The organism is Pseudomonas sp. Pseusp15 (assembly GCF_059492165.1).
The window spans coordinates 918,660-935,436 of the sequence record NZ_CP168523.1 but is presented as its reverse complement, the minus strand read 5'-3'; the positions used below and the strand labels follow the sequence as shown (position 1 = coordinate 935,436).

Sequence of the window (16,777 nt, the reverse complement as noted above, 5' to 3'; positions counted from 1 at the left end):
GGCAATTTTCCTTGAGTCGGATTTTCTTAAAGGCAGGCTCAGAGGCGTTCGATGATGGTGGCAATGCCCATGCCGCCGCCGACACACAATGTCGCCAGGCCATAGCGCAGGTGACGGGTTTCCAGTTCATCGAGCAGCGTGCCGAGAATCGCGCAACCGGTGGCGCCGAGCGGGTGGCCCATGGCGATGGAGCCGCCGTTGACGTTGACCTTGTCCGGGTCGATGGCCATGTCCTTGATGAACTTCAACACGACCGAGGCGAACGCTTCATTGACCTCGAAAAGGTCGATGTCTTCGACCCGCAGCCCAGCCTTGGCCAGTGCCTTGCGGGTGGCCGGCGCCGGGCCGGTGAGCATGATGGTCGGGTCGGTGCTGGTGACCGCCGTGGCGACGACCCGCGCCCGTGGCTGCAAGCCCAGCGCCCGGCCCTTCGCTTCGGAGCCGATCAGCATCAGCGCCGCGCCATCGACGATCCCGGAGCTGTTGCCCGGCGTGTGAACGTGGTTGATCCGCTCGACCTGGCTGTACACCCGCAATGCCGTGGCGTCGAAGCCCATTTGCCCGATCATTTCGAAACTCGGCTTGAGCTTGCCCAGGCCTTCCATCGTCGAATCGGCGCGAATGAACTCATCGTGATCAAGCAGGATGATGCCGTTCTGGTCCTGCACCGGCACCAGCGACTTGTTGAAGGAACCATTCGCCCGCGCCCGCGCCGCTTTCTGCTGGGAGTGCAACGCGAAGGCATCGACGTCCTGACGACTGAAACCTTCGATTGTCGCGATCAGGTCAGCACCCACGCCCTGGGGTGTGAAATGGCTGTGCAAGTTGGTTTCCGGGTCCAGCGCCCAGGCCCCGCCGTCGCTGCCCATGGCCACGCGGGACATCGACTCGACGCCACCGACCACCACCAGATCTTCGAAGCCGGAACGCACTTTCATCGCACCCAGGTTCACTGCTTCCAGCCCCGACGCGCAGAAGCGATTGAGTTGCACACCCGCCACGCTGACGTCCCAATCGGCCACTTGTGTGGCGGTCTTGGCAATGTCGGCGCCCTGATCACCGATAGGCGTCACGCAGCCAAGCACCACGTCGTCGACCTGACTGGTGTCCAGGGAGGTGCGCTGCTGCAACGCCGTCAGCAGCCCGGCCACCAGGTTCACTGGCTTGACGCTGTGCAAGGCACCATTGGCCTTGCCTTTGCCACGGGGCGTGCGTAACGCGTCAAATATCAAAGCTTGGGTCATGGCGTTCTCGAACCTGAGGGTGATCTCTATACCCTCACCTTATGCCGAGCAGCCGTGGATTCAATGACCACACCGCTCATTGACGTTGACGGTCACGCTCAGACGAACGGTAGTCAGCTATCGGATTAATCGATTCGTGTCACCAAGCTGTCTAGCCAACGGGCGCCCAAGAAGCTGGCCATAGGCCTCATGTCTTTTTGGCAGCGATCAGCGCTAAGTCCATACGAAATGGATCTAAGCCAAGCGTGACGCGGGCCCTAATGTAAACCTGTACGAAGTTGTCGTCGGGTTTTGCCGAGGCTCTCGTCCTACAGGAAGTGCAGCGCTCTGCCGTCATGGAGATATGCAGGCAGGCAACCAGGAAATAACAAAAAAGGCGGTCAAGCCATGTTCAAACATTCGAAAGTACGTCAAGCCGGGCTCATTCTATTTGCTACTACGCTGTTGTTGATTTTGCCGAACCTGACCAAGGTGCTTGGCTGATCGAGCAGCGGGGGTTTTCATTTCGCCTGATAAAAATGTGACTGGCTCGCTATCCGGGCCGGCGTGGCTGTGCCAACCTTTGCGGCACTTCCACGACATGGACGACGATCACTTGAAAGCGCTCATTTTGTTTGGGGCCTTGCTGCTCAGCACGCCTCTGTCTGCCGCGCAGCTGAATCTTGAGTTGGGCGCGAGCCCTCGCACCTGGCAGACCGAGGAATTGCTCAAGCATCCTCAGGCTCAGACCATCACGATCACTAACGACGTTTCCTACAAACGGGACATGAGCTATCGCGCCGTGCCGTTGGCAGCGTTGTTGACGGGCATCAAGCCTGACGACCACTTGCAAGCCGTGGCCCTGGACGGTTTTGCCGCCGAACTGGCCGCCGCACCGTTGCTCAATACCCAGGGCGCGCAGGCCTGGCTGGCGATTGAAGACCCGGCCAAGCCGTGGCCGCCGCTGTCCGAGGGCAAGCCCAGTGCCGGGCCGTTCTATCTGGTCTGGACCGATCCACAGGCGGGCAATATCAGTCCCGAGCAATGGCCGTTCGAAGTGGCGAGCATCAAGCGCATGGCCCCGGTGGATGAGCGCTTCCCTGCCCTGTTACCCGATCCTGCATTGAAGGCGGACCATCCGGTGAACAAGGGCTTTGCGCTGTTTCAGAAGAACTGCCTGGCCTGTCATCGACTCAATGGCGCGGGGGACGCGCAGTTCGGGCCGGACCTGAATATTCCGTTCAACCCGACCGAGTATTTCGGCGCAGACTTCCTCAAGCGTTACATCCGTGACCCGCAGAGCTTGCGCCAGTGGCCGCAGGCGAAGATGCCCGGGTTCTCGCCGACGGTGTTGCCGGAGGGGGATCTGGAGTTGTTGGTGGGGTATTTGAAGCACATGGCGGGACGCAAGGTGTCTACGGCCAAGTAAACATCCACCTGTGGCGAGGGAGCTCGCTCCCGCTGGGGCGCGAAGCGGCCCTCAAATCAGGCGACGCGATCCGTCAGGCAAACCGCATTCGCCGGGTTTGCGACTGCTGCGCAGCCGAGCGGGAGCAAGCTCCCTCGCCACAATGAATGACTGCTACTGCTGTTGGACGGAGATCACCGGCGCAGGCGTCGGCGCGACCAACACCTTGGCATGCATCTGCTCATACCCGCCGCCACGGCGCATACCGCGCACCGGACAGGCGTCGAGGTAGTCCAGGCCCACAGCCAGTTTCAAGTGACGTTCAGGCCGGGCCAGTTCGTTGGTTACATCGAAGCTATACCAGGCGTCATCCAGCCAGGCTTCCGCCCAGGCGTGACTGGCCAGGTGTTCACTGTTCTCGCTGTACAAATACCCCGACACATAACGCGAGGGGATGCCCAGGCTGCGGGCGCAGGCGAGAAACGCATGGGTATGGTCCTGGCAGACCCCGGAACGCCCGGCGAAAGCTTGCGCGGCGCTGGTCTCCACTTCGGTGGCACCTGGCGTGTAGGTCATGTGCTGGTTCAGGCCATGCATCAAATCGATCAGCGCCGTGCGATCCCGCCGTTGCTTGCACGCCTTCTCGGCAAACGCGCGCAGGGCTTCGTCGGCTTCGGTCAGCCGGGTGAAACGCAGGAACGGCAGCGCCGACTGACTCTCGTGCTCGGCTTCGCGCAGCTCGTCGATGTCGACCTGGCCACGGGCGCCGATGATGATCGCCTCATGCGGCTCATCCAGGGTCAACACATGCAGGATGTTGCCGAACGGATCGAGTTGCGCGCGCACCGGGCGCGGCAGGTCGAGTTGCCAGCTCAGCACGTGCTGGCGCTCGCTGTCGTGGGGTGTCAGTCGCAGGTACTGGATGCTCGCCCGCACCTGATCTTCGTAGTGATAGGCGGTCTCGTGGCTAATGGAAAGTCTCATGCAGCCTCCAGATAGGAACTGTGTATGGCATTGCCCAACTGGCGCACCAGCGGGATGAACTCGGTCAGCCAGGTGTGCAGGCCTTCGTCGAGGATTTCGTTGATACCGGTGTAGCGCAGGCGCGCGTCCATTTCCGCCGCCAGGCGTTGTGCGGGACGGCCGTTGGCCCCCGGTAGTTGAGCGAGAATCTGATCGACCTCTTCGGTGCAGGCTCGCAGGGATCGCGGCACATCGGCGCGCAGCAATAACAGCTCGGCCACATGCCGGGCGCCGGGGGCGTCGCGGTAGATTTCGGTGTAGGCCTCGAACGATGACAAGGCCCGCAACAAGGCGCTCCATTGGTAGTAGGCGTGGGCCGTACCGTCACTGACTGCTTCGGCTTGATCGCCGGCCATTTCGTAACGAGCATCTAGCAGGCGCAAGGTGTTGTCGGCCCTTTCGATAAAGGTGCCCAGACGAATGAAGCGGAACGCGTCGTTACGCATGATCGTGCCGTAGCAAGCGCCGCGGAACAGGTGGGAACGTTCCTTGATCCACTCACAGAAACGGCTCATGCCGTAGCGACTCAAGCCCTGCTCGGCGATCCCGCGAATTTCCAGCCAGGTGGCGTTGATGTTTTCCCACATGTCGGCGGTGATTCGCCCACGCACCGCATGGGCGCTGGCTCGCGCGGCACCGAGGCAGCTGTAGATGCTCGCCGGGTTGGCCGCGTCCAGGGCGAAAAAATGCAGCAGCCGTTCGGCATGCAGATCGCCGTGGCGCGCGAGGTAATCGTCCAGGGTGCCGGTGATCAGCAACGGCATGGCCAGTTCGTGCAAGCCGTCACCACGACCGTCCTGGGGCATCAGCGACAGCGAATAACTGATGTCGAGCATCCGCGCGAGGTTTTCCGCCCGCTCCAGGTAACGCGACATCCAGTACAGATCCGAGGCAGTTCTACTTAACATGGCAAGCTTCCTTCAATCCTCGACCACCCAGGTGTCCTTGGTTCCGCCGCCCTGGGACGAGTTCACCACCAGGGAGCCTTCACGCAAGGCGACACGGGTCAAACCGCCGGGCACAACCCGGGTTTCGCGGCCAGACAATACAAACGGACGCAGGTCGATGTGGCGCGGTGCGATGCCGTTTTCGACAAAGGTCGGACAGGTCGACAACGACAACGTCGGTTGCGCGATGTACGCGTGGGGCTTGGCTTTGATCCGCTCGCGGAAAGACTCGATCTCCGCCGCCGTCGCCGCCGGCCCCACCAGCATTCCGTAACCGCCGGAGCCTTGGGTTTCCTTGACCACCAGCTCCGGAAGGTTGGCCAGCACGTGGGACAGTTCAGAAGGATTACGACACTGCCACGTCGGCACGTTCTTCAGGATCGGCTCTTCATCGAGGTAGAAACGAATCATGTCCGTGACGAAGGGATACACCGACTTGTCGTCCGCGACCCCGGTGCCGATGGCATTCGCCAGCACCACATTGCCGGAGCGGTAGGACGACAGCAGCCCTGGAACGCCAAGCATCGAATCGGGGTTGAACGCCAGCGGATCGAGGAAAGCATCGTCGAGGCGACGGTAGATCACGTCGACCGCTTTCGGCCCGTCCGTGGTGCGCATGAACACCTTGTCGTCGCGCACGAACAGGTCGGCGCCTTCCACCAGTTCAACGCCCATTTCCCGAGCGAGGAACGCATGCTCGAAAAACGCACTGTTGAAACGCCCCGGCGTCAGCACCACCACGCTCGGGTTGTCGATCGGGCTGGAGCTTTTCAGGGTGTCGAGCAACAGGTTCGGGTAGTGGTCGATCGGCGCGATGCGCTGGGCCGCGAACAACTCGGGGAACAGGCGCATCATCATCTTGCGGTCTTCGAGCATATAGCTCACGCCGCTGGGGGTACGCAGGTTGTCTTCGAGCACGTAGTAGGTGCCGTCGCCATCGCGCACCAGGTCGACACCGGAAATGTGCGAATAGATATCGCGGTGCAGATCCAGCCCTTGCATCGCCAACTGGTATTGCTCGTTGGCCAGCACTTGTTCGGCCGGAATGATGCCGGCCTTGATGATGCGCTGCTCGTGATAGAGGTCGGCAAGAAACATGTTCAATGCCTTGACCCGCTGAATGCAGCCGCGTTCGACGACCCGCCATTCACTGGCGGGGATGCTGCGGGGAATGGTGTCGAAGGGAATCAGGCGCTCTGTCCCCTGCTCATCACCATAGAGCGTGAAGGTAATCCCGGCGCGATGAAATAACAGATCGGCCTCGCGTCGCCGTTGTGCCAAAAGCTCGTCAGGCGTTTCGGCCAACCAACGGGCAAACTCCCGATAATGCGGACGGACCTGGCCGCCGGCATCGTACATCTCATCAAAAAAGGTGCGGATCATGCCGTACTCCTTGTCACACGGACATCCAGGCCTTCGCAAGGCCCGTGCCATAGGCAGAAACGCTTTGATATCAATCAGTTGAATAATGTTGCTGCGCGCCCCGCACCAATCCTGTGCGGTAATTGCCCCACCCTGATCGCCCCCGCTTCATGGCGAAGCAATGCTGTCGCCTATCAGCAGCATAGTCAGAGTTGATTTCACTGCTCGGGAGGGAGATGCGGATAATCCGTACATTCGCTGGAAAACTGATCGCTCTTCCCTTTAGCCGCCTGTTCAGGTGGCTTTTTTTTGTCCGTTTGAAATGTGGCGAAATAAAAAGATCGAAACAAAAAACGGCCAACCCAAAGGTCAGCCGTTACTAAGTGTCACTGTTCATAAGCTTATGCGAGTAGCCCTCGTATCTCCTGTTTGACGCCCCATCCCTCGATGATGCCACCCAGAGGCTCGACCACCGCCTCGAAGTCCTGCTCGAAGTCGCCGATCCCGTCGTAGGTGGCGTACATCACTTTACTCAGTTCCAGCGACCACGCGCCGTCGTCACGCGCGCTGATCTGGGCATTCAAGGATTCACCACAAAAATGACCTGCCGCCCTGCGTGCCCGCTCCTCGTCCGGGAAAATGGCGTAGAACTCGATGGGATGGAATCGTGAAAAATCGAAACCGCCTTCTTTCATGCGGCGCAGCACGCTGCTGCTGATGTCTTCTTGATAGGCTGTGCTCATGAAACGTCCCCCTCAGACTGATGGATAGACTTTCCGTATTCCCTGCACTTTCGATGCGGCAACAGAGGTTGCCGCCGGGAAACAAGCATGTAGCTGACAAGACCAGACCTTAGCGAGTCACTCGCTGATCTCGGTTGCAGAGTAGCCTCAAGACAGAGCCGCTGCCAAGACCTGGTGGTGAATGTGACAGGAGGTGTATCAAATCGGAGTAATACTGAGGATTTCAATGCTGTGCTGGGATTTCAGACTTTTGACGGTCGGATCATCGGTACGACCCTCCAGATCATTGAGGTCCAGTTTCGCAGCCACCGGCAGTCGCCGGTCGCGAATGAGTTGGGCGGCTTGCTCGTTGCTCGGGCACTCCTCGCACTCGAAGAGTTCGTCGACTGATTCACCGTGTTCATCCACGAAAGTGATTTTCCACTTTTGCATCGGTGCCTCCTCGGTAAAACCCATGGATGGGCTTACATCTATCTCGACTCGTGCATTGGCCGATCGTTCCAAGGGATCCTAAAAGCGAGACATGAAAAAAGGCCGTCACCCGCGTGTTCACACACCGGCGACGGCCTTTCTTATCGACGAAGCATCAGTCGTTGCTAGGTTTGTTCACCGCTTGCAGCACGTACTGCGGCAACGCGAAGGCACCAATATGGATTTCCGGGTTGTAGTAGCGGGTGATGATGCCGCTGCCGGCGAAGCGCTGTTGCAGGGTTTCGCGGGACAATTTGCGATAAGCGGTATCGGTCGCGCCCCAGGCGAAGGTCATTGCGCCGCCGATGTAGGTCGGCACGGCCGCCTGATAGAAGTGCCAGTCCGGGAACAGGCTGCGCAGGCGGCCGGCGGTGGTTTTGACTTCTTCGATTTGCATGAACGGGGTGCCGTTCTGGGTCACCAGAATGCCGCCCTCGTTCAGGCAGCGGTGGCAAGCCTGGTAGAAGTTTTCGGAGAACAGTACTTCCCCCGGACCGATCGGGTCGGTGGAGTCGGAAATGATCACGTCGAACTTTTCGGTGGTGGTGGCGACGAAACGCATGCCGTCGTCGATCACCAGGTTCAGGCGTGGATCATCGAACGCACCCTTGGAGTGGTTCGGCAGGAATTCCTTGCACATGTCGACCACGGTGCCGTCGATTTCGACCATGGTGATGTGTTCGACGCTGCGGTGCTTGGCCACTTCACGCAGCATGCCGCCGTCGCCACCACCGATGATCAGCACGCGCTTGGCGGTGCCATGGGCGAGGATCGGCACGTGGGTGAGCATTTCGTGGTAGATGAATTCGTCGGCTTCGGTGGTCTGGATTACGCCATCCAGCGCCATCACCCGGCCCATGCGCGGGTTTTCGAAAATCACCAGGTGCTGGTGTTCGGTGCGCACTTCGTGCAGCAGTTTTTCCATGCGAAAACGCTGGCCATAGCCTTCGTAGAGGGTTTCCAGGTACTCGCTGGTTGGGGTATTGCTCATGGGAAGTGCTCCGATGAATGCGGGTGGCAACGGACGGTTACCCGCCCATGATGGCCAATCGATCGCCTCGATTGACCGGGAAAGGCGCGCATTCTACGTCGCGGAACATGACAGGTCGAACCTTCTGATGCACACACCGGTAGGAGCGAGGCTTGCCCGCGAAGAACGATGACTCGGTCTATCAGGTACACCGCAGCGATCCTTTCGCGGGCAAGCCTCGCTCCTACCATGAAGATCGTCAGATCCGCACATCGCCTCTTGGCCCGGCGATGGCCCAGATGATCAGGCCCAGCACCGGCAGCAGCAGGATCAAAAGCACCCAAAGGACTTTCATCCCGGTTTCGGCGCCACTTTTAAGCACGTTAATGATGGCCCAGATATCCAGGGCAAAAATAATCAGGCCGATCAGGGTGTTGAACGTGGAACCCATGGTGTCGCTCCAAAAAAATGGTAGGCACTCTTAGGATAGTCGGGCCTGGCGAGGGTTCCGTTTTATTACCGTTGTAGACGGCTTCAGACGTGGATGGCCACTTTCAGGGCTTCCAGGGAGGGCGCAGCGGCGATGCCGACTTCGGCGCACAACTCCAGCACCCGTGGCACGTCGTTGCCATAGACCAGCACCACTTGCAGTTCGTCGTCGAGCAACTGGCTGAAATTCATCAAGGTGTAGCCACCGTTTTCCTTGTTCAGGCTGCTCATCTGCACCTGAATGCGATTGAGTGCCGTCAGGGCTTCGGTTTTGGCCAGTTGCTTGGGCTTGATGTTGAACTCAACGCCGGGGCCGAACGAGGCGACGATCTGCGCGAACAGGTCCATGTAGGTGTCGGCCTGGAACAACACGGTTTCCGGCAGACTGCCGACGACAACCCACTCGCCCAACGGGATCGGAAAGGTGTCGTCGTAGTTGATATCTGGATTGGCCGCCAGAAAAGCCTCGGGATCGGCGTAGGCCTGAGCCGCTTCGTCAGCGATTTTCAGGATTTCGTCCTCGCCCATGCACCCGGAGCTGATTTTGCTGATGAGTTCGACGAGTGCGGCTTTCATGAGGTGGATCCTGTAGCGAGGGAATTTTGAGGGCGCGAAGGATACCGCATTCGGAAACGGATTGCGGGACCTGGCAGGAACCTGTGGCGAGGGGGCTTGCCCCCGTTCGGCTGCGAAGCAGTCGTAAAACCAGAGAACTGGGTTTGAATGAGATACCGAAGGGGGCCGCTTCGCGGCCCAACGGGGGCAAGCCCCCTCGCCACAGAGCTCCCTCGCCACAAAAGCCCCGCGACACTACAGAGGTCAGGCCAGGAGTTTTTTCAGCTGAGCCGTGGTATCCGCCGCGCCCATGGTCTTGGCCGCGTCCAGCGCAGACACACCGTTGGCGTCCTTGGCCGCTGGATCGGCGCCTTTGCTGATCAGGTAGTCGATGATTTCGACGCGGTTGAACATCGCCGCCATCATCAACGCAGTGCGTCCGTCGAAGGACGAACCTTCCACTTCAGCGCCCCCCTCAACCAACGCCTTGACCACCGCCAGGTTGCCCTTGAATGCGGCACCGGCAATCGGACTCTGACCGTTGCCGTTGCGCAACTCGGGATCGGCCTTGTGCTTGAGCAGCACCTGCACCGCCTCTACATGCCCGTAGTAACTGGCGAGCATCAGCAAGGTATCGCCCTTGCTGTTACGCAGATTCACCGGCAATCCGGAGCTGATCAACCGGTCCAGCATCACCGCATCACCATCGCGCGCTTTGTTGAACACCTGTTCGGCAAATTCAGCAGCCTCTTCGGGGGTCATCTGGCGGCTTTTGTCTGACATTGGGGACTCCACATTCGGTCAATCGGAAAGCCGATAGTTTCCCGAGCAGCCCGGAACCTGTCACTTGTTTTTTCTCATGGACGGTCATAGCGATATTCAATAGCGACCCTTTCAATAGCGATGCCTGCCTCCGTAAATATCCGCCAGCACCTGCTCGGTGACTCGCACGTAGGTTTCGGTGCCCGGCAGCCAGGCATAAATCGGGTCATCGCCAGTTTTGCTCGGGTCGAAGGCTTCGTCCTTGAGCCGGGTCTTCTGGTACTTGAAGGTCCCGGTGGTTTCCATTTTCACTTTCACCCGCAGGAACAGTGGCACCGCATAGGCCGGCATTTGTTGCCTGGCGAACGCCAGCAACTCACTGAAATCCAGGGTCGCCAGGGATTCGGCCGGTGTAATGGCCGCCATCCCTGCCCGCCCGTTGGTGTTGTGGATTTCCACACCATAGGCCACGGCTTCGGCGATGTGCGGGTGTTGCAACAGGATGTTCTCGACCTCGGTGGTAGAGACGTTTTCGCCCTTCCAGCGGTAGGTGTCCCCCAAGCGATCGACAAACTGCGCGTGACCGAAACCGATGTTGCGCAGCAGGTCACCGGTATTGAAGTAACGGTCGCCCTTCACGAACACATCGTGGAGCACCACTTTTGCGGTCTTCTGCGGATCGGTGTAGCCGTCCAGAGGCGCCTTATCGTCGATCCTCGCCAACAACAGCCCCTGCTCGCCCTTGGCCACTTTGTGCATGAAGCCGTTGGCATCCCGCGTGGGGGCACCGCTGTCGTGGTCGTACGCCACCAGCTCCCAGGACATCAGGGAAAAGCCTATGGTGTTGTCGAAGTTGAGGATGTTGGTGAAACCAATATTGCCGTCGCTGGCGGCGTACAGCTCGCAGATGTGGTCGACGGCAAATCGCGTCTTGAACTCGTTCCACGCGCCGGGGCGCAGACCATTGCCGATCATCTTCCTCACGCTGTGCCGACTGTCGTCGACGCTGCGCGGTTGATCCACCAGGTAGCGACACAATTCGCCAACGTACCCGAGGGTGGTCGCCCGGTATTTGCGCACGTCGCTCCAGAACTGGCTGGCGCTGAACTTGCGGCGGATGGCAAACCCCGACGCCCCGCTGATCGCCGAGCCCCAGCACACGCAAAGCCCGGTGGCGTGGTACAGCGGCAAGGTGCAATAGACGACGTCCTGCGGCTGCATGTCCAGGGCGATCAGCCCGAAGCTGGCGGAGCTGCGCATCCAGCGGCCGTGTTTGAACACCCCGGCCTTGGGCAACCCGGTAGTGCCCGAGGTGTAGATATAGAAACAAGGGTCGTCGAGAAAAACCTGCCGGCTGCTGACGGGATTGTCACTGGGCGCGTCGCAGCTGGCCGTCATCAGGTTAATGAAACCATCGGGCGTTTTGCCCGGATCGCGATAAGTGTCTTGATCGGCGACAAACCAGGTGCGCGCCACATCGATGGCCACCCGCTCGCGGACCGCATTGAAGGCCGGAACCAGCTCTTCTCCGACCACAATCCCTACAGGCGCCACCAGATTCAGGCTATGAACCAGGGTATCGCGGGTCTGGGAGGTATTCAGCAAGGCGCTGATCGCACCGACCTTGGCCACCGCCAATATCGTCACCAGCAGTTCCACACGGTTCTCGATAAACACCGCGACCACATCGCCCTTGCCGATGCCTTGGGCAATCAGGTGATGGGCGATGCGATTGGCCCACTGATTGGCCTGTGCATAAGTGAGCATCACGTCGCCCTGCAGCAATGCCGGGCCATCGGGATTGCGCAACGTCGCCTGCTCGAAGCTCCAGCCGAGACCACACGGTTGGGTCGGGTCCTTGACGTTGGCGACTTTCATGCCCTTCACCACGCGGGGGATGGCTTTGGCAATGGAAGGCAGCTTGCGGAGCATCATGCCCCAGGTAATCGTGTCGTGCAGTGTGCGGCTCATGGTTGCTCCCGTTCGATCTTTTTATTGTCGGGTGGCGTTGATTGAGGCCGAAAATACGTCAGGGCTTCTTGAGCTGTACACGCGGTTTTTGCAATGTTTTGTATCCGCGACCGATGCCTTCGCAAAGCGGAACTCCGGCGATTGCGATTGGTTCCATCCAATTGTCGCCAACCTCGCAAAATGCAGGATGCACGATGGCCATTCATGCAAATTGCACGACCCCCTGAAAATCATGAATATATAACTTGTTGATTTGTATGGAATTTTAAAAGTATCGACACTGGCACAATCACTGCAACTACCCCTCCATGTTGCCCTTCAAGCACAAAATGGAGCTGATAGACATGAGCCTGATCCAGGAAAAATTTTCGTCGCTGTTCTCCAACTTCGAAGTGACCACCCAGCCCCGGCCGGATGGCGGCATTCTGCTGACCCTGCGCAGCCACGACGGTAAAGTCTTCAAACGTTCGATTTCCTACCAGCAATTGCATGCCGGCGATCAGCTGTCATGGGTCATCAGCGCGATTCGCCGTGACGTCGCCGAACAGGCCAGCGAACTGCCGCAGATTTCCATGCTGCAAAGCCAGCAACGGTTCGCGCTGCCGACCTATCACTCGGCATAAACCGTCACAGCGCTATAAACGATCAGGCCGTGAGAGCTTTCGCTTCACGGCCTGAGTTGTTTCTACGGCTGATGTTTAAAAGGCAGACGGACTGATCCGCGCAAAACTGTCCACCGTCACATGCCCTGCCAATTCCCCGCCTTCACGGGCCAGGCCACAGGTTGCCATGCCTGCCGTGCGCGCCGCGTCGAGTTCCTGAACGATGTCGGACAAAAACAGAATCTGCGAAGCCTCGACACCAATCGCCTGGGTGATGCGCTCATAGGACTGCGCTTCGCGCTTGGGCCCTGAAGTGGTGTCGAAATAGCCACTGAACAGTGGCGACAGATCCCCCGCCTCCGAACAACCGAAAATCAGTTTTTGCGCCTGAATCGAACCCGAGGAATAAACAAACAGTTGATAGCCTTCCTGATGCCAGCGCTTCAGCGCTTCAACGGCGTCCGGGTAAACATGGCCCTTCAACTGCCCGGCCTGATACCCCTGCTCCCAGACCATGCCTTGCAACGCCTTGAGCGGCGTGGCCTTGCGGTCTTCGGCGATCCAGCCCAAGAGGATTTCGATAACCCGCTCGACGTCGGCTTGCGGTTCACCGCTGTCACGCCGAACAGCGGCGAGCTGTTCGGCGACGTCAGCACGTTCGGCATTTTCGCGAACGAAGTCCGGCAGGTGTTTGGCCGCGTACGGGAACAACACGTCGAACACAAAACTCACCGCGCTGGTGGTGCCTTCGATATCGGTGAGAATCGCTTTGATCGGCATCGGTTCAGTCCTCAAGACACGGGAAGTGGCTGGCGATGTCATCGCCGGTGAAGTTGGCCACCCAGCCTTCGGGGTTGTTGAACAGGCGGATTGCGACGAAATGCGGGTTTTCACCCATGTCGAACCAGTGCTTTGTGCCGGCTGGCACCGAGATCAGGTCGTTCTTCTCGCAGAGCACGGCGTACACGTAATCGTCGATGTGCAGGGTGAACAAGCCACGGCCAGCGACGAAAAATCGCACTTCGTCTTCGCCATGACGGTGTTCATCGAGGAACTTGGCACGCAACTCGGCTTTTTGCGGGTGATCGCTGTTCAAGCTGACCACATCGACGGTGATATAACCGCGCTCGGTCATCAGCTTGTCGATTTGCTCCTGGTACGCGGCGATCACTTCTTCCTGGCTAGCGCCTGGCTGGATTTTCGCTGCGGCTTGCCAACGGTCGAAACGCACGCCCTGCTCGGCCAGGGTCGAGGCGATGTCTTCAAAGTGGGTCAGCACCTTGTTCGGAATGTCAGGGCTTGAGACGTGGTAAACGGACAGGCTGCTCATCAGGGCAACTCCTTAACAGTTCATGCATTACGGTTAAAGAGCGAGCGCGTCTTCAACTCGCACTCGAACAAAAATTCAAAAGCCTCGATCTGCCGCAGTGCGTCGCTCATGCGCGCGCCCCACGTGTAGAGGCCATGACCGCGAATCAGGTAGCCGACGCAATCAGGGTGGGCGTCGAGCCAAGGCTGCACCTTGGTGGCCAGCCGCGCAATGTCCTGGTCGTTGTCGAAAATCGGCACGCGCACCCGGGACTCGTGGGTCGACACGCCGCTGAAGGCCTTTTGCAGTTCGTAGTCTTCGAACTCGATGAAATCTTCCGGCGTCAGGCGCGACAGCACCGTGGCGTTCACCGAATGGGTGTGCAGCACCGCGCCGATCTCCGGACGCCAGCTATAGAGCTGGGTGTGCAACAGGGTTTCGGCGGACGGCTTCTTGCCTGGCTCCAGGCTGTTGCCTGACAAGTCGGTGGCCAGCACATCGTCCGGGCCCAGTTGGCCCTTGTGCTTGCCGGACACGGTCAGCAAGGCTTCGGTCGGCGACAGGCGGGTCGAGTAATTGCTGCTGGTGGCCGGCGACCAGCCGCGGCCATACAGAAAGCGCCCGGCGTCGATGATTTCCTGGGCGAGGTGTTCACGGGTAAGGCTCATGGCCTGTCCTCTTGCATACGTGTGGCAATGATAACGGCAGCGGCAAAGGCTGCGAGGCTGGCAATACTAAAGGTCAATGTGGCGCCGAGGGCATTCCAGCTGTAGCCGGAATACAACGCGCCCAGTGCACCGCCGGTGCCGGCCAGCGCGGCATACAACGCCTGGCCCTGGCCTTGCTGGCGCGCGCCGAAGCTACGTTGCACGAACTGGATGGCAGCGGCGTGAAAGCTGCCGAAGGTGGCGGCGTGCAGCACCTGGGCGAACAGCAACACCCAAAGGAACTCGGCAAACGAGCCGAGCAACAACCAACGCAAAGCCGCCAGCAGGAAACTCGTCAGCAGCACCCGGCGTACCGAGAAGCGCGCGAGAATCTTGCTCATGAACAGAAACATCAAGACTTCGGCGACCACGCCGACCGCCCAGAGCATGCCGATCAGCCCGCGACTGTAACCGAGTCGCTCAAGGTGCAAGGTCAGAAAGGTGTAATACGGCCCGTGACTCATCTGCATCAGCGCCACGCACGCATAAAACGCCAACACCCCGGGGTTGCGCAATTGCTGGAGGAATCCGTCCCCCGCCAACCGTTCACCCTGAACCGGTTGCGCGTTGGGCACCCAGAGACTGCTGACGACGATCCCGGCCATGATCAGCACCAGTGCCACCGGGTAAATGTCGAGGCTGAGCCATTCGAACAATCGGCCCAGCGCCACGACAGTGATGATGAAACCGATGGAGCCCCACAGGCGAATCTGACTGTAACGCGAGGTCTGTCCCCGCAAATGAGCCAGGGTGATGACCTCGAACTGCGGCAACACCGCATGCCAGAAAAACGCGTGCAAGGCCATGACCATCGCCAGCCAGGCGTAGCTTTTGCTGACGAAAATCAGCGAGAAGGTCAGCAAGGTGCAGGCGGCGCCGAAACGCACGATCGCCAGGCGTCGCCCGGTGTAGTCACCGAGCCAGCCCCAGATATTCGGCGCCACGCAGCGCATCAGCATCGGGATCGCCACCAGTTCGCCAATGCGCGCGGCGCTGAAGCCCAGATGATCGAAGTACAGCGCCAGAAACGGCGCTGTCGAACCGAGCAAGGCGAAATAGAACAGGTAGAAGCTGGAAAGCCGCCAGTACGGGAGCGCCGCCACCGTCATCAGACTGCAGCGGCTTTCAGATCAGCCATTAAAGCTGCCCCAACACCGGAGTGCTCACGCGCACATCGGCGTTCTGCCCGCGGTGACGCAGCAAGTGGTCCATCAGCACGATGGCCATCATCGCTTCGGCGATTGGCGTGGCGCGGATGCCGACGCACGGGTCGTGACGGCCCTTGGTGACGACCTCCACCGGGTTGCCATGGATATCGATGGAACGGCCCGGCGTGGTGATGCTCGATGTAGGCTTGAGCGCCAGGTGCGCAACGATCGGCTGACCCGACGAAATGCCACCGAGAATGCCGCCGGCGTTGTTGCTGAGGAAACCTTCCGGGGTCATTTCATCGCGGTGTTCAGTGCCACGCTGGGCGATGCTGGCAAAACCGGCACCGATTTCCACGCCCTTGACCGCGTTGATGCTCATCAGCGCATGGGCCAGTTCGGCGTCGAGGCGGTCGAAGATCGGCTCGCCGAGGCCCGGCATCACGCCTTCGGCGACCACGGTGATCTTCGCGCCGACCGAATCCTGGTCGCGACGCAACTGGTCCATATAGGCTTCCAGCTCCGGCACTTTGTCCGGGTCGGGGCTGAAGAAGGCGTTATCTTCCACCGAATCCCACGTCTTGAACGGGATTTCGATCGGGCCGAGCTGGCTCATGTAGCCACGAATGACGATGCCCTGGGTGGCCAGGTATTTCTTGGCAATCGCGCCGGCGGCTACGCGCATGGCGGTTTCACGGGCCGAACTGCGACCGCCGCCGCGGTAATCGCGCTCACCGTATTTGTGATGGTAGGTGTAGTCGGCGTGGGCCGGACGGAACAGATCCTTGATCGCCGAGTAGTCCTTGGACTTCTGGTCGGTGTTGCGGATCAACAGGCCGATGGCGCAACCGGTGGTGCGGCCTTCGAACACGCCGGAAAGGATTTCGACTTCGTCGGCTTCCTGGCGCTGGGTGGTGTGGCGGCTGGTGCCGGGCTTGCGGCGGTCCAGGTCGCGCTGCAGGTCCTCAAGGGAGATCTCCAGGCCCGGCGGGCAGCCATCGACAATGGCGACCAACGCCGGACCATGGCTTTCGCCCGCGGTGGTGACAGTGAACAGCTTGCCGTAGGTATTGCCGGACATGCAGGA

The 16,777-nt window shown here is 59.9% G+C and carries 18 protein-coding genes; 2 read left to right on the top strand and 16 right to left on the bottom strand.

Going from position 1 to position 16,777, the window contains the following annotated elements; genetic code table 11:
• Positions 1-38 precede the first annotated feature (38 nt).
• On the bottom strand, positions 39-1,244 hold the full coding sequence (locus ACEN8R_RS04445; RefSeq protein WP_018925215.1) for an acetyl-CoA C-acetyltransferase: 1,206 nt from the start codon (positions 1,242-1,244) through the stop codon (positions 39-41).
• Positions 1,245-1,824: 580 nt separating this feature from the next.
• Here ACEN8R_RS04445 and ACEN8R_RS04440 point away from each other — a divergent pair.
• Complete coding sequence (locus tag ACEN8R_RS04440; RefSeq protein ID WP_018925214.1) at positions 1,825-2,652, top strand: c-type cytochrome; 828 nt, start codon at positions 1,825-1,827, stop codon at positions 2,650-2,652.
• Between the two features lie 153 nt (positions 2,653-2,805).
• Here ACEN8R_RS04440 and ACEN8R_RS04435 read toward each other — a convergent pair whose 3' ends face one another.
• The 10 genes from ACEN8R_RS04435 to ACEN8R_RS04390 form a co-directional block, all read right to left on the bottom strand.
• The gene (locus ACEN8R_RS04435; protein WP_018925213.1) at positions 2,806-3,615 is read right to left on the bottom strand and encodes a transglutaminase family protein; all 810 of its coding nucleotides are present in this window, start codon (positions 3,613-3,615) and stop codon (positions 2,806-2,808) included.
• A complete protein-coding gene (locus ACEN8R_RS04430) occupies positions 3,612-4,562 on the bottom strand; it encodes an alpha-E domain-containing protein (protein ID WP_026286340.1) in 951 nt (316 codons plus the stop codon). Before ACEN8R_RS04430 ends, ACEN8R_RS04435 begins: the two co-directional genes overlap by 4 nt.
• Before the next feature lie 12 nt (positions 4,563-4,574).
• Positions 4,575-5,984 (bottom strand): circularly permuted type 2 ATP-grasp protein, encoded by a 1,410-nt coding sequence (locus ACEN8R_RS04425; RefSeq protein WP_018925211.1) that lies wholly within the window; start codon positions 5,982-5,984, stop codon positions 4,575-4,577.
• 380 nt (positions 5,985-6,364) lie between these two features.
• Positions 6,365-6,706, bottom strand: a complete 342-nt coding sequence (locus ACEN8R_RS04420) for a ribonuclease E inhibitor RraB (RefSeq protein ID WP_018925210.1) — start codon at positions 6,704-6,706, stop codon at positions 6,365-6,367.
• Positions 6,707-6,904: 198 nt separating this feature from the next.
• Positions 6,905-7,138, bottom strand: coding sequence for a hypothetical protein (locus tag ACEN8R_RS04415; protein WP_018925209.1), 234 nt, complete (start codon positions 7,136-7,138; stop codon positions 6,905-6,907).
• Between the two features lie 154 nt (positions 7,139-7,292).
• Positions 7,293-8,168 carry a polyamine aminopropyltransferase gene (gene speE, locus ACEN8R_RS04410; protein ID WP_018925208.1) on the bottom strand — a complete coding sequence of 292 codons (876 nt, stop codon included), beginning with the start codon at positions 8,166-8,168 and terminating at the stop codon, positions 7,293-7,295.
• Positions 8,169-8,406: 238 nt separating this feature from the next.
• Positions 8,407-8,598, bottom strand: coding sequence for a PLDc N-terminal domain-containing protein (locus ACEN8R_RS04405; protein WP_007940802.1), 192 nt, complete (start codon positions 8,596-8,598; stop codon positions 8,407-8,409).
• 83 nt (positions 8,599-8,681) lie between these two features.
• The gene (locus ACEN8R_RS04400; protein WP_007940803.1) at positions 8,682-9,212 is read right to left on the bottom strand and encodes a hypothetical protein; all 531 of its coding nucleotides are present in this window, start codon (positions 9,210-9,212) and stop codon (positions 8,682-8,684) included.
• Positions 9,213-9,455: 243 nt separating this feature from the next.
• Positions 9,456-9,974: an ankyrin repeat domain-containing protein gene (locus ACEN8R_RS04395; protein WP_018925207.1), complete on the bottom strand. Its 519-nt coding sequence runs from the start codon at positions 9,972-9,974 to the stop codon at positions 9,456-9,458.
• 111 nt (positions 9,975-10,085) lie between these two features.
• Positions 10,086-11,924, bottom strand: a complete 1,839-nt coding sequence (locus ACEN8R_RS04390) for a long-chain-acyl-CoA synthetase (protein WP_018925206.1) — start codon at positions 11,922-11,924, stop codon at positions 10,086-10,088.
• Positions 11,925-12,268: 344 nt separating this feature from the next.
• Between ACEN8R_RS04390 and ACEN8R_RS04385 the strand changes: the two genes are divergently transcribed.
• Entirely contained in the window at positions 12,269-12,547 is a 279-nt protein-coding gene (locus ACEN8R_RS04385; protein ID WP_018925205.1) for a DUF3509 domain-containing protein, read from the top strand.
• Positions 12,548-12,622: 75 nt separating this feature from the next.
• Here ACEN8R_RS04385 and mtnC read toward each other — a convergent pair whose 3' ends face one another.
• From mtnC to aroC, 5 genes are read right to left on the bottom strand one after another with little or no spacing between them, the layout of a single operon-like run.
• The gene (gene mtnC / locus ACEN8R_RS04380) at positions 12,623-13,306 is read right to left on the bottom strand and encodes an acireductone synthase (protein ID WP_018925204.1); all 684 of its coding nucleotides are present in this window, start codon (positions 13,304-13,306) and stop codon (positions 12,623-12,625) included.
• A 4-nt stretch (positions 13,307-13,310) separates the two neighbouring features.
• Positions 13,311-13,856: a 1,2-dihydroxy-3-keto-5-methylthiopentene dioxygenase gene (locus tag ACEN8R_RS04375; protein WP_018925203.1), complete on the bottom strand. Its 546-nt coding sequence runs from the start codon at positions 13,854-13,856 to the stop codon at positions 13,311-13,313.
• A gap of 20 nt (positions 13,857-13,876) precedes the next feature.
• Complete coding sequence (locus ACEN8R_RS04370) at positions 13,877-14,503, bottom strand: methylthioribulose 1-phosphate dehydratase (RefSeq protein ID WP_018925202.1); 627 nt, start codon at positions 14,501-14,503, stop codon at positions 13,877-13,879.
• On the bottom strand, positions 14,500-15,651 hold the full coding sequence (locus tag ACEN8R_RS04365; RefSeq protein ID WP_018925201.1) for an MFS transporter: 1,152 nt from the start codon (positions 15,649-15,651) through the stop codon (positions 14,500-14,502). The genes ACEN8R_RS04370 and ACEN8R_RS04365 overlap by 4 nt, the downstream gene beginning before the upstream one ends.
• A gap of 28 nt (positions 15,652-15,679) precedes the next feature.
• Entirely contained in the window at positions 15,680-16,771 is a 1,092-nt protein-coding gene (gene aroC, locus ACEN8R_RS04360; protein WP_018925200.1) for a chorismate synthase, read from the bottom strand.
• Positions 16,772-16,777: the final 6 nt, after the last annotated feature.

What these genes read in the sequence shown, in the direction of transcription:
- mtnC (WP_018925204.1), bottom strand. Translation starts at nt 13,306, where the DNA reads ATGCCGATCAAAGCGATTCTCACCGATATCGAAGGCACCACCAGCGCG.
- ACEN8R_RS04405 (WP_007940802.1), bottom strand. Translation starts at nt 8,598, where the DNA reads ATGGGTTCCACGTTCAACACCCTGATCGGCCTGATTATTTTTGCCCTG.
- aroC (WP_018925200.1), bottom strand. Translation starts at nt 16,771, where the DNA reads ATGTCCGGCAATACCTACGGCAAGCTGTTCACTGTCACCACCGCGGGC.
- ACEN8R_RS04385 (WP_018925205.1), top strand. Translation starts at nt 12,269, where the DNA reads ATGAGCCTGATCCAGGAAAAATTTTCGTCGCTGTTCTCCAACTTCGAA.
- ACEN8R_RS04415 (WP_018925209.1), bottom strand. Translation starts at nt 7,138, where the DNA reads ATGCAAAAGTGGAAAATCACTTTCGTGGATGAACACGGTGAATCAGTC.
- ACEN8R_RS04390 (WP_018925206.1), bottom strand. Translation starts at nt 11,924, where the DNA reads ATGAGCCGCACACTGCACGACACGATTACCTGGGGCATGATGCTCCGC.
- ACEN8R_RS04375 (WP_018925203.1), bottom strand. Translation starts at nt 13,856, where the DNA reads ATGAGCAGCCTGTCCGTTTACCACGTCTCAAGCCCTGACATTCCGAAC.
- ACEN8R_RS04440 (WP_018925214.1), top strand. Translation starts at nt 1,825, where the DNA reads ATGGACGACGATCACTTGAAAGCGCTCATTTTGTTTGGGGCCTTGCTG.
- ACEN8R_RS04365 (WP_018925201.1), bottom strand. Translation starts at nt 15,651, where the DNA reads ATGACGGTGGCGGCGCTCCCGTACTGGCGGCTTTCCAGCTTCTACCTG.
- ACEN8R_RS04430 (WP_026286340.1), bottom strand. Translation starts at nt 4,562, where the DNA reads ATGTTAAGTAGAACTGCCTCGGATCTGTACTGGATGTCGCGTTACCTG.
- ACEN8R_RS04420 (WP_018925210.1), bottom strand. Translation starts at nt 6,706, where the DNA reads ATGAGCACAGCCTATCAAGAAGACATCAGCAGCAGCGTGCTGCGCCGC.
- ACEN8R_RS04445 (WP_018925215.1), bottom strand. Translation starts at nt 1,244, where the DNA reads ATGACCCAAGCTTTGATATTTGACGCGTTACGCACGCCCCGTGGCAAA.
- ACEN8R_RS04395 (WP_018925207.1), bottom strand. Translation starts at nt 9,974, where the DNA reads ATGTCAGACAAAAGCCGCCAGATGACCCCCGAAGAGGCTGCTGAATTT.
- ACEN8R_RS04400 (WP_007940803.1), bottom strand. Translation starts at nt 9,212, where the DNA reads ATGAAAGCCGCACTCGTCGAACTCATCAGCAAAATCAGCTCCGGGTGC.
- speE (WP_018925208.1), bottom strand. Translation starts at nt 8,168, where the DNA reads ATGAGCAATACCCCAACCAGCGAGTACCTGGAAACCCTCTACGAAGGC.
- ACEN8R_RS04370 (WP_018925202.1), bottom strand. Translation starts at nt 14,503, where the DNA reads ATGAGCCTTACCCGTGAACACCTCGCCCAGGAAATCATCGACGCCGGG.
- ACEN8R_RS04435 (WP_018925213.1), bottom strand. Translation starts at nt 3,615, where the DNA reads ATGAGACTTTCCATTAGCCACGAGACCGCCTATCACTACGAAGATCAG.
- ACEN8R_RS04425 (WP_018925211.1), bottom strand. Translation starts at nt 5,984, where the DNA reads ATGATCCGCACCTTTTTTGATGAGATGTACGATGCCGGCGGCCAGGTC.